Here is a 12594-nt window from a genome sequence, read left to right as displayed (position 1 = left end):
CATATAGTTGGTAAAAAGAGTTGCTAATTAAACAGCAACTCTTTTTTTAAGAGAGTAAAGAGGTTTATAAAATAATAATTTAGTAGCAATCTTTTGAATTTGAAAAAGCAAATTTTACATAACGCAATTCTTGACGATAATGAATTATGGGCGGAGGTGAAAGCTGGAGATGAAAAGGCTTTTTCTATACTGTTTAAAAGATACTATGGGTATCTGATTCAGTATGGTAATTCGTTTTCGCCGTTTTCTGAAAAAATCCAGGATTGTGTTCAGGACGTTTTTACAGATATCTGGGTATATAGAAATAGTTTGAGTGATACCGTAGTGGTAAAAGCTTATTTGTTGTCCTCTGTTCGCAAACGCATTGTGCGTTTACAACAACGGGATAAGATTTTTAGTAAAACAACTTCGGTAGATGCAGTTGCTTTTTTACTTGATTTTTCGGTGGAACATCAATTAATTTCTGATGAATCGACTGCCGGAAAAGTAGCACGCCTGAATAAGTTGTTGAATGTTTTGCCTGCCCGACAAAAAGAAGCCTTGTATTTAAGATATCATCACGGCTTAAATGTAGATCAGGTGGCAGAAATATTGAATGTTAATTACCAGTCGGCTAATAATTTATTACATCGGGCTTTGGTAAACATTCGTAAAGATTGGAAGGTGGATCTGGCTTTGTTTTTAGTTTTTTTGACTAATTGGATGTAAATAAAGTTAGAATTTAGTGAGTATGTATGTTAGATGCTGTCCTTATTAAGATAGTGTAAAAGTTTTTTTAAAATGAAGAATCGTAATCAATATAGTGAAATAGAAGATTTTTTGGCGGATGAGTCATTCCGATTGTGGATGCGGTCAAAAGAAGATTCAAAGGGTTGGGAAGAGTGGACTTTAGAAAATCCTAAAAGAGCCAAGCTGGTCGAAGAAGCTCGTATGTGGCTTTTGGCGATGGAAGTTCCGGAGTCTGATGTGTCACAGCAACAACTGGATGCTGCCCTGCAAAATACATGGATGAAAATTGAAAAAGTAGAGCAGGAGCGTAAAATGGAGGTAAAACTGGTGCAGTTGTGGAATACTGCCTGGTTTAGAAAAGTTGCTGCTATTTTGGTAGTTGGTTTCCTTTCTTTTTATGCTTATAACACTTATTTTAATGCAGCCGAAAATTATTCTAATTACGAGCAAATAGTTAGTAATCTGGATGAGGAAGGTTTGATTGAGCAAATTAATAATTCGAATAAACCTCAAATTTTAACCTTGTCCGACGGGAGTTCGGTATTGTTACAGCCAAAGAGTAAGTTGAGTTATCCAAAGATATTTAAAGGGAACGAGCGTAACGTCTATTTATCAGGAGAAGCCTTTTTTGAAATTAGCAAAAATCCTAAAAAACCTTTTTTTGTTCATGCTAATGAAATTGTAACCAAGGTGGTAGGAACTAGTTTTCGAATCAAAGCTTATACGGATGAATCTGATGTGGAAGTTATAGTCAGAACAGGAAAGGTAAAAGTAAATGCTGCAAAACTAATTCGGAATTCTTCACAGGAGGAAATAGTGCTTTTGCCTAATGAGGCATTGCGATTTGAGCGTAAAAATCAAACTTTTGATAAAATTACAGATATTACTTTGGATAAAACGATTAACAGTTCAGTGAAAAGTATTGAGCAGTTGAGTTTTGAATTTAGCGACATACCTGTAAGTCAGATTTTTAAAACTATAGAACAGGCTTACGCGGTGGAGATTGATTTTCCAAAAAAAGCATTAGAAAAGTGTCATTTAACCACTTCGTTAAGTGATCAGCCTTTGCCTGAAAAATTAAAGATTATATGCAAAAGTATAGGTGAAAATTCCAGTTATACCATGAACGGAAATCAAATAACAATTATTTCCAAGGGTTGTAATTAAATGAAAAGATTAGTAAAATACATATAAAAAAGCGTCGATATGCTGCAACATAATCGACGCCTAAAGCTTCTTCCTCACTCTGCAAAGTGGGGTTGAAATGTTTCTTAGAATACCCACAAATAGTATTAATTAAAACAAACCAAAATTATGAAAAAAACCGTAGTAAAACAACGATTACTAATCCGACTCATGAAGATGACTTTATACCAATTTGTATTAGCGCTGGTTTTCTCAACTGTAACTATGGCAAATAGCCTGGGGCAGGGAAAATTAGATACCAAAGTAACCATTTCGATATCAGATATGAACTTAAATAAGGCATTGTCTGAATTAGGAAAATCAGCCGATGTTAAGTTTTCGTATAATTCCAGAATGGTTCCTTTTGATCAAAAAGTGAGTGTTGAAGCCACTAATGAGATCCTATCTACAGTGCTTTCCAGAGTATTAAAACCACTTAATATTACTTACACTGTTGTTAGTAATCAAATTGTTTTGCAAAAAGCAAAATCAAACGAAGAAAGAAATGTTTCCTTGGATGATCAACAACAAAAAGTGCTTACAGGGGTAGTTGTAGATGCCAGCGGACTTTCTTTGCCAGGTGCCACTGTTCTTGTAAAAGGAACTACTAACAGCACTTCAACGGATATGGATGGAAAGTTTTCTATTCGTGTTGATGATTCCGCTAAAACATTGGTGATTTCTTTTGTTGGTTATGATGCTATTGAAATTCCAATTGGTAATAAAACAGATTTTAAAATTTCTTTAAAAGAATCTTCGCAATCACTCAATGAAGTGGTTGTTGTGGGGTATGGTACCCAAAAGAAAAAATTAACTACAGGTTCTTTGTCTTCTATTAAGACTGATAATTTTGTTGAAAGACCTATTTCAAGGGTAGATCAAGGGATGGTAGGTCAAATTTCTGGAGTTAGAGTTAAACAAACATCAGGTTTACCAGGCCAACCATTTAGTATCAATATTAGAGGGACTGGGTCAATATCTGCTGGGAATGAACCTTTGTATGTAATTGATGGATTTCCAATTACCACAGAAAGTTCTAATAGCAATGGGAATTTTGCAAACGGTAGTCCATTAGATAATATGAATCCAAATGATATTGCTTCTATCGAAGTTTTAAAAGATGCTGCTGCTGCTGCAATTTACGGATCTAGAGCTGCTAATGGTGTTGTGATTATTACTACAAAAAGAGGTAAGACAGGAAAGCCTAAATTCACTTTCAATACTTATGCCGGATTGTCAAAAGAAGCTAAAAGAGTAGATATGCTGGATGGTGAACAATGGATAAAAAGAGCTAAAACGGTTATCGATACTCAGTGGGTTACTTCGGGAATACCTGGCGCAACAGCTACTCAAACGATTGATGAACGAAGAGATTTATACAATCTAAACAGAAATCCGGATATTGCAGCTGGAGCTTTTGATGTTCGTTATATGTATGATCCAAGATGGGATATGCCTGGTCATCCAGGATTAGATTTTGTGGATTGGCAAGATAGAATTTTCCGAACTGGTGAATTTAACAACTATCAATTATCGGCTTCTGGAGCTACTGAAGTTGTTAATTATTATGTTTCGGGAAGCTATCAAAAAAACAAAGGATATATTATTGGGACTGATTACGAATTATTTTCAGCAAGAGCCAATATGGATATTAAATTGTCTGAGAATGTTAAAATTGGGATCAATATAGCTCCGTCTTATTCCATAAAGAATGACCCTGGAGTTGAAGGAAAAGACAATACTTTGCATAAAGCGATTTCAGCTACACCTGTGTTTGAGAGTGCTGTTAATAGTGCCGGAGAAAAATACACCACAAGGTATCTTTGGGGGAGTAGCACAACTGACATGCTTAGTGCTTTAGCAAGAAAAGGCAAGAATGCAATGTTTAGAAATTTGATTTCTTCTTATGTTGATTATAAAATTATTGAGGGGTTAAATGTTAAGAGCAGTATCAATTTTGATAATACAGATAACACTACTGAAAGTTATACTCCAAATGATGTTTTAGCAAGTATTCGTGGTGCCTATAATACTTATAGAAGACAAAATATTGTTAATGAAAATACTTTGAATTATACTAAATCACTAGGGAATCATAATTTTAATTTTCTTGTAGGTCAATCTTTTAGTGCAAACCAAATTACTAGGTCTTCACTTTCATCAGGCAGTTTATATACCAGTCCTACTATCGAAACTTTGCCGAATGGTTCAACAGGTTCTACTAGTTCAGAAAAAAATACCTTACTTTCTTATTTTGGAAGAATTCAATATGATTACAATGAAAAATATTTGTTGTCTGCCAGTTTTAGACGAGATGGATCCTCCAGATTTGGTTCAGACAGACAATGGGGGATTTTCCCTTCTTTGTCGTTAGGATGGAGAGTTACTGAGGAAAACTTTATGAAAGAAGTAAGTTGGCTTAATGACTTAAAACTTAGAGCGAGTGGTGGTATAAATGGAAGCAACAATATTGGGAATTATGATCAATTTTCAAAACTTGGACCATTTAATTATGCCCTTGGAGGTGCTACAGGTTTAGGACAAGGAAATACATCTATTCCAAATCCACTATTGCACTGGGAAGAATCTCAAAGTATTGGTGTAGGACTTGATTTTTCTATATTAAAACATAGAATTTCTGGAACATTTGATTATTACAGAAAAGAAAATAGTGAATTACTAATGCAAGTTCCGGTTCCTGCTTCTTCGGGTTTTACAAGTTATCTTTCTAATATTGGAAAAGTACAAAATGAAGGTTGGGAATTTGAATTGAACACTACTAATATTGCTACTAAAGATTTTCAATGGAAAACCTCAGCTAACATAAGTTTCAATCAAAATAAAGTTTTAGCCTTAGGTCCTGATCAGGATAAAATCGAAATTACTTCAGCACATAGTGGTACTCCTTTTATAAAATTAGAAGTTGGAAAACCTATGTACACTATATTCACTGTAGTGCAAGATGGTGTTGTTACTCAAGCTGATATTGATAATGGCGGAACTACTTTTGGAGGAAATCCACTAGTGTTAGGAGATCCAAGATATGTTGACCAAAATGGAGATAAAAAGATTAACGCCGATGATCGAGTTGATGTAGGTAATCCTGCTCCTAAATATACATGGGGTATTACTAATACGTTTAAATATAAAGATTTTGATTTGAATGTTTTGGTTCAAGGGCAAAATGGTGGTTATGTATATGGATTAATTGGTAGAGCAATAGATCGTACGGGTATGTCTTACGGAGAAAATACAATAGATGTGGATCCTGCTGTAAGAGGAAACTGGAGGACTACTTTTGGATTTCAGCCTAACACGGATTGGTTGTATAAATCAGATTACATTAGTATTAGAAACATAACCTTAGGATACAATCTTTCAAAATTGGTAAAATCAGTATCAAGAATTGATAATGCCAGACTTTATTTAAGTGCAGAAAACTGGTTTTATTGGGATAAATACAAAGTAGGTTATAATCCTGAAGCAGTAAACAATGCAGGAAGTAGTGATGGTAGATTTCCAGTTCCTGTTGATTACGGAGGTGCTCCAATGGCTAAATCATTAGTTTTAGGACTTAATATTAATTTTAATTAAAATGAAAATGAAGAAATATATATATATCGCAGTAAATATCTTTGTGCTATTTATTCTGGTTTCATGTGATGACGAACTCAATCAAATCCCATTGTCAACAGGAACAATTGAGAATTTTTATTCTACCCCTGCTGAATTTATCCAGGCTAGAAACGCCACTTATGCGGTAGCATTTCATGGTTCAGGGACTTATGGTTACGCTAATAGAATATTAAATTTGAGCGAAACGAGATCGGATAATTTCTATGCTACTACTCAGGCTTCAAGAGAATGGGAAGGTATTAATAACTTCTCAACTGGAATCAGTTCGAATTCTTACATTAGAGAAGCTTATACTAGTAACTATAATGCAATCTACAAAGCAAATCAGTTATTGGAGAAAATAGCAGAAAAAGGAGATGATATTTTCATCAATCCATTAGATAAAAGTACTATGATAGCAGAGGCTCGTTTTCTCAGAGCATTTTGTTATTTCGATTTAGTTAGATGGTTCGGTAGAGTTCCTTTGATAGACAAAACAGTAACTCCTCAAGAGGCTCTAACTTATGGGAGAGCGCCTGTTACAGATGTTTATGATTTGATTATCTCTGATTTATTAGCGGCTATTGCAGATCTTCCACCAACTTATGATAATGCAAATTTTGGAAGAGTTACTACTTATGGTGCAAAAGGCTTATTAGCAATGGTATATATGATACGTTCTAGTCCAACCTATGATATAGATGGAGCTACATTAGGACTAAACGAATGGGATAAGGCCTATGAGCAATTGAATGACATAAAGACAAGTAATTTGTTTGTTTTCTCACCAACTTATAGTCCTATTTTTAGAACTGAAGGAAATGCAAACAAAGAGAATGTATTGACTATTCCTTACACTCAAAGTACAGGTAATACTGTAGGTGGAAATTTCATGGTCGAAGTTGGCTACGAACCATATTTTGCTTCTTTAAATTTATCACAACAAGGATCTCTTGAAGGGAGGCCTATCTCAACTAGTTTTAGAGCTATGTTTAGTGCTTCTGATCAAAGAGCTATATTTGGAATTGCAGATACTTATAATGTTACATCAGGGACTTATCTGGGTACGCACAATTATCCTGTTTTTAAAAAATATATCGATCCAAGTAGATATGGAACTGCTGGTCGTGAAGACTGGGGAGTAGATTTTATGGTAATGCGATATACAGATGTATTGATGTTAATGGCTGAGTGTACCCTTCATGGTGGTGGTGGAACTCAAGCTGATGTTGATGATATTGTAAATGATGTGAGAGAACGTGCAGGCTTAGCCAGAGATGCTTCAAACATAACTTTGAGTCAATTATTTGACGAAAGAAGAAAAGAGTTCTTTTCTGAGGGAACAAGATGGTTTGATTTAATCAGATCCGGTAATGTTTTGACAATTATGAATGCTTGGAAAGATTTAGAAGATACTTCGGGCGATATAGGGACTATTGATAAAAATATGTTGCTTTATCCTATTCCACTTCAAGAACTTTTAGCTGCTCCAGGACTTTATAATCAAAATATTGGATATGATTAATTTCTGAAAATCTTGTATTTATTAAATACCCTCAAATTGTATTTTACATTTTGGGGGTATTTTTTTATAATTATTTAAGCTTGAATTAATAAATGTTTTTTTTACATTTGTTAATTCCAAACCAAAATTTTATAAAGAATAAAACCAATGAAAAATAAAATGAAACTGCATATTGTTGCATTTGTGATGAGTTTTGTAATGGTCTTACCCGCTTTTGCAAAGAACAATAGTAAGTCAGCCCACCCGGGTTCAGTATATTTATTTGCTTATACGCCTGAAAATTTATCAGGAAGGACAGGATTACAATTTGCTTGGAGTGTCGATAAGAAAAATTGGCATTCGGTGGGGAAGAATTATAATTTTTTACTTTCCGATTACGGAAGATGGGGCTCACAAAAAAAGATGATAGCGCCTTATCTTTTTAAAGCTGCTGACGGAATGTGGCATTGTGTATGGAGTCTGAACGATAAAGACGGTACTTTTGCTCATGCTGCTTCTAAAGATTTAATCACTTGGGGACGTCAATCCTATCCTTTGGTCATGAAGGACAATAATTGCTTGAAGCCAATTCTTTCTCAAAATAATGGCGTTTTTAACGTGTCATGGAAAAGTTCGGCTAATTCTAAAAACGAATTTCACGCGGTAACTACAACTAATTTTGTGAATTATGCTGCAACCAAATCAATTCAGGATTCAGAGCGTGTTGATTTGAGAGAATCTGCTGTAATTGCCGGGATTCCTCAAAACGGAATGGTAAATAAAGTTTCTTGGGAATTAGTAAATAATTTAATTAAGACTGAACAATTGGTGAGTTATAAAAACCAATTGAATGGGGAAACTTCAAAAACAGATGATGTTCGTTTCGCGAATCTTAAAAATGTAAATGTTACCATTACTGTAAATGCTGCTCAAAGCAAAAAAATAAGCGACATGCTTACCGGAGTGTTTTTTGAAGATATTAATTATGCTGCCGATGGCGGATTGTATGCCGAATTGATTCAGAACCGTGATTTTGAATATGCGTTGAGCGATAAAGAAGGTCGCGATAAATCATGGAATAGCACTAAAGCCTGGAGTTTAGCAGGAAATAAAAATGCATTTACGATTGATTCGCTTTCGCCAATTCATGAAAATAACAAGCATTATGCGGTTTTAAAAACGGCTGAGGTTGGAAAAGGATTATCGAATGAAGGTTTTGACGGCATTGCTTTGAAAGCGGGGGAGAAATATGATTTTTCATTATTTGTTCGAAATTTGGCTGCAGCCAATACAAAACTACTCATTCGTTTAACGGGGAAAAACGGGGAAAAATATGCTGAGACTGCTATCAATTCGAATAGTAACAATTGGAAAAAATACAACGCAGTTTTAACAGTTAACAAAACAGTAGCTGATGCTAAATTAGAAATTGTTCCTCAAACTACAGGAAGTATCGCATTGGATATGATTTCGCTGTTTCCGCAAAAAACATTCAAAGGACGCAAAAATGGTTTGCGTGCCGATTTAGCTCAGACTATTGCTGATATCAAGCCAAAATTCATGCGTTTTCCAGGCGGATGCGTAGCTCATGGTGATGGTTTAGGGAATATTTATCATTGGAAAAATACCATCGGACCATTAGAATCAAGAAAAGGGCAACGTAATCTTTGGGGTTATCATCAATCGATGGGATTAGGGTATTTTGAGTATTTTCAGTTTTGTGAAGATATGGGAGCAGCGCCTTTGCCGGTGGTGTCGGCGGGAGTTCCTTGTCAGAATTCCGGTGTAGGAGGAGCAGGACAACAAGGCGGAATTCCGATGGAGGATATGGACGAATATGTTCAGGATGTTTTGGATTTAATCGAATATGCGAATGGTGGAGTGAATACCAAATGGGGAAAGAAAAGAGCCGAAGCAGGTCATCCAAAACCATTTAATTTAAAATACATTGGGGTAGGAAACGAAGATTTGATTACTGATGTTTTTGAAGAACGTTTCACGATGATTTTTAATGCCGTAAAAGCGAAATATCCTGAAATTACGGTAATTGGTACTGTTGGGCCATTTTATGAAGGAACGGATTATAATGAAGGTTGGGCAATTGCCGATAAATTAAATATCCCAATGGTGGACGAACATTATTACGAATCAGTGGGCTGGTTTATCAATAATCAGGATTTCTATGATAAATACGATCGTTCTAAAGCCAAAGTTTATTTAGGAGAATATGCTGCATTTTTACCAGGACGTCCTAATAATATTGAAACTGCTTTGGCAGAGGCCTTATATTTAACATCCATTGAACGCAACGGCGATGTGGTAAGTATGGCTTCGATTGCACCAATGTTGGCTAAGGAAGGTCATACACAATGGAATCCGGATATTATATATTTTAATAATTCGGAAGTGAAACCTACGGTGGGTTATCAGGTTCAAAAAATGTATGGAAACCATGCAGGTGATGTGTATTTGCCAAATGAGATTAAGCTTTCTGATGCTAATGAATCAGTTCGAAAACGCATCGGAGTTTCGGTTGTGAGAGATACTAAAAGCAATGATTTAATTTTGAAATTAGTCAATATGCTTCCAGTTGCTGTAAATACCCAATTGGATTTGAAAGATTTAGGAGTAACCAATTCGAAAGCAAGTCGCATTGTTTTAACCGGAGCACCAGATAGTAAAACGGCATTGCCAAAAACAGATACAATTGCTGTAAGCGAGGCATTTTCTTCTGAATTACCGGCTTATTCATTTACGCTTATTCGTATAAAAAAACAAAAATAATTTTTTTCGATGTCCTTAGCTTTCGCAGTCGAGTGTCAAATGTTTGAAGAATGCGTAAAAAGAAAAGCTGTTTGAGTCCCGAAAGCTTTCGGGACGAGTTCTTTTCTTTTAGCATTCGAAAACTAATTTGACCGACGAGGAAGCGCAAGACTTGATTTTTTTGTTTCTTTTTTGATCAAGCAAAAAAGAAAATTAGTAATTCGAAACGGCAGAGTTGTTTGTTGAAATGCTCAGACTAACTAAGAAATATTTTAATCATTTAGGAACAAACCCAGGAGGAGTTTGTTTTTCGTTAACCAACCAAAAACAAAAAATTATGATATTAAAAAAAGTAAAAAACAATCTATGGTCGGTTGTTTTACTTAGCCTAAGTGCTGCTACTTATGGGCAACAAGGGCAATTGCAAAGTTTTCCGTTATCGTCAGTTCGTTTGTTGGACAGCCCTTTTCAAAAGGCGCAGCAAACGGATATGAAATATATTCTATCACTGGATGCGGATAGATTGTTGGCACCTTATTTAAAAGAGGCGGGAATAACTCCGTTAAAGGAGAATTATGGCAACTGGGAAAATACAGGATTAGATGGTCATATTGGCGGACATTATCTTTCCGCTTTGTCGGAGATGTATGCCGCAACGGGCAATCAGCAAATAAAAGAGCGTCTCGATTATATGCTGGATAATTTAGAAAAATGCCAATTAAAAAATGGAGACGGATACATAGGCGGTGTTCCCGGTAGCAAAGCACTATGGGCTGATATAGCCAAAGGCAAGATTGATGCAGGAGGTTTTTCATTAAACGGAAAATGGGTTCCTTGGTATAATGTCCATAAGGTTTATGCCGGTCTTGTAGATGCTTACAAATTAACGGGGAATGAGAAGGCTAAAAGAATGCTAATCCAGTTGTCTGATTGGTGTTTGAAATTAGTTGCAAATCTCTCAGATGAGCAGATTCAGACAATGCTAAAAAGTGAGCATGGTGGAATGAACGAAGTTTTTGCCGATGTGGCTGCTATTACCGGAGATAAAAAATATTTGGCTTTGGCTGAAAAATTTTCACATAAAACGATTCTGAATCCATTGTTGAAAGATGAGGATAAATTAAACGGAATCCATGCCAATACGCAAATTCCTAAAGTAATCGGTTTTATGCGTGTTGCCGAAGTCAGCGGAGATGCCAAATGGGCTGATGCGGCTAACTTTTTTTGGAAAACAGTGGTAGAAAACAGAACTATTTCTATTGGAGGAAATAGCGTGAGGGAACATTTCAATCCTTCGAATGATTTTTCGTCAATGTTGGAATCTCGAGAAGGTCCTGAAACTTGCAATAGTTACAATATGCTTAAATTGAGTAAGCATTTGTTTTTGGTGCATCCGGATGCAAAATACATGGATTATTATGAGCGTACCACTTACAATCATATTTTGTCATCGCAGCATCCTGATGGCGGATTTGTGTATTTCACGCCAATTCGTCCGCGTCATTACCGCGTATATTCGGAACCGCAGGAATCTTTTTGGTGTTGTGTGGGTTCCGGATTAGAAAATCACGGAAAATATGGCGAAATGATTTATGCTCATGATACTAATAGTTTGTATGTGAATCTTTTTATTCCATCCACTTTAGAATGGAAAGAAAAAGGATTAAAACTAACACAGAATACCAAATTTCCTTTCGAAGAACAATCTGTTTTTACTTTGGATTTGAAAAAAGCTCAAAAGTTTGCAGTTAAGTTCAGATATCCTTCCTGGGTAACTAACGGAGAATTAAAAATTAAGGTGAATGGCAAAGAAGTAGCGATTGAAAAAGATGCGAATTCTTATGTCTCTATTAATCGAAAATGGAAATCAGGAGATGTAATTTCGATTGTATTGCCAATGCACAGTAAAACAGAGCAGCTTCCGGATAAATCAGCCTGGGTTTCTTTTGTGCACGGTCCGATTGTTTTGGCAGCCGTTACAGATACAGCGGATTTAAATGGATTGAAAGCTGATGGAAGCCGAATGGGTCATATTGCCAGTGGGCCAATCTATCCAATTGAAGAAGCGCCAATGTTGGTTTCCGATTCGAATGATTTAGCACAGTCTATAACAGCAGTAAAAAACAAACCATTTACGTATTCGATTTCGGATATTACCTATCAGGAGCAATTTAAAAACTTAAAATTGGTTCCTTTTTTCCAAATTCATGATGCGAGATACATGCTGTATTGGCCTTATACGACAAAAGAAAAGTTACCGGAATTACAGGCTGCAATGAAAGAAAGGGAAGATGCTAAAATGAAACTGGAAGCTGTAACAGTTGATTTAGTTACAGCCGGAGAGCAACAACCAGAAAACGACCATAATTTTAAAGGAGAAAAAACCGATACGGGAATTTATAAAGAACGTCATTACCGAAACGGAACGGGATTTTTTAGTTACGAATTGAAAAACCCAAAAGGGGAAGCACGTATGCTAAGAATCACTTATTTTGGTTCGGATAAAAACAGGAATTTTGATGTTTATATCAATTCGGTTTTAATTGCTTCGATAGCTATGGATGGAAAAGAAGGCAATCAGTTTATTGATAAAACAATCGAAATTCCAGCTGATGTTCTAAAATCGAATGCCAAATTATTGGAAGTGAAATTTCAGGCAAAATCGAATTCGTCCATCACGGGAATTTACGAAGTACGTTTAATGAAATAGATTAAAAAAAATGATTGTATAGCCTTTTGGAAACAAAAGGCTTTTTTGCTATAAAAAGTTTTTTATTTTAGTGCGGCAATCCTAGTCG

The 12594-nt window shown here is 35.5% G+C and carries 6 protein-coding genes; all 6 read left to right on the top strand.

Annotated features, from left to right (window positions below):
* Positions 1-99 precede the first annotated feature (99 nt).
* The 6 genes from IEV84_RS01185 to IEV84_RS01160 all read left to right on the top strand — a co-directional run bounded on the left by IEV84_RS01185 (position 100) and on the right by IEV84_RS01160 (position 12506).
* Positions 100-708 (top strand): RNA polymerase sigma factor, encoded by a 609-nt coding sequence (locus IEV84_RS01185; RefSeq protein ID WP_188491619.1) that lies wholly within the window; start codon positions 100-102, stop codon positions 706-708.
* A gap of 72 nt (positions 709-780) precedes the next feature.
* The gene (locus IEV84_RS01180) at positions 781-1896 is read left to right on the top strand and encodes a FecR family protein (RefSeq protein ID WP_188491616.1); all 1116 of its coding nucleotides are present in this window, start codon (positions 781-783) and stop codon (positions 1894-1896) included.
* A gap of 147 nt (positions 1897-2043) precedes the next feature.
* Positions 2044-5508 carry a TonB-dependent receptor gene (locus IEV84_RS01175; protein ID WP_229732564.1) on the top strand — a complete coding sequence of 1155 codons (3465 nt, stop codon included), beginning with the start codon at positions 2044-2046 and terminating at the stop codon, positions 5506-5508.
* Between the two features lie 7 nt (positions 5509-5515).
* On the top strand, positions 5516-7054 hold the full coding sequence (locus IEV84_RS01170) for a RagB/SusD family nutrient uptake outer membrane protein (RefSeq protein ID WP_188491614.1): 1539 nt from the start codon (positions 5516-5518) through the stop codon (positions 7052-7054).
* 147 nt (positions 7055-7201) lie between these two features.
* On the top strand, positions 7202-9817 hold the full coding sequence (locus IEV84_RS01165) for an alpha-L-arabinofuranosidase family protein (protein ID WP_229732563.1): 2616 nt from the start codon (positions 7202-7204) through the stop codon (positions 9815-9817).
* A gap of 316 nt (positions 9818-10133) precedes the next feature.
* Positions 10134-12506 carry a glycoside hydrolase family 127 protein gene (locus tag IEV84_RS01160; protein WP_188491613.1) on the top strand — a complete coding sequence of 791 codons (2373 nt, stop codon included), beginning with the start codon at positions 10134-10136 and terminating at the stop codon, positions 12504-12506.
* The last annotated feature ends 88 nt before the right edge of the window (positions 12507-12594 follow it).

The sequence above is a fragment of the Flavobacterium palustre genome, from assembly GCF_014639535.1.
In the GTDB taxonomy this organism is placed as follows: Bacteria; Bacteroidota; Bacteroidia; order Flavobacteriales; family Flavobacteriaceae; genus Flavobacterium; species Flavobacterium palustre.
This window is presented reverse-complemented; position numbering and strand designations above follow the sequence as displayed.

Excerpts from the sequence above, each read along its gene's own strand:
- IEV84_RS01180 (WP_188491616.1), top strand. The coding sequence starts at position 781 with ATGAAGAATCGTAATCAATATAGTGAAATAGAAGATTTTTTGGCGGAT.
- IEV84_RS01170 (WP_188491614.1), top strand. The coding sequence starts at position 5,516 with ATGAAGAAATATATATATATCGCAGTAAATATCTTTGTGCTATTTATT.
- IEV84_RS01160 (WP_188491613.1), top strand. The coding sequence starts at position 10,134 with ATGATATTAAAAAAAGTAAAAAACAATCTATGGTCGGTTGTTTTACTT.
- IEV84_RS01165 (WP_229732563.1), top strand. The coding sequence starts at position 7,202 with ATGAAAAATAAAATGAAACTGCATATTGTTGCATTTGTGATGAGTTTT.
- IEV84_RS01175 (WP_229732564.1), top strand. The coding sequence starts at position 2,044 with ATGAAAAAAACCGTAGTAAAACAACGATTACTAATCCGACTCATGAAG.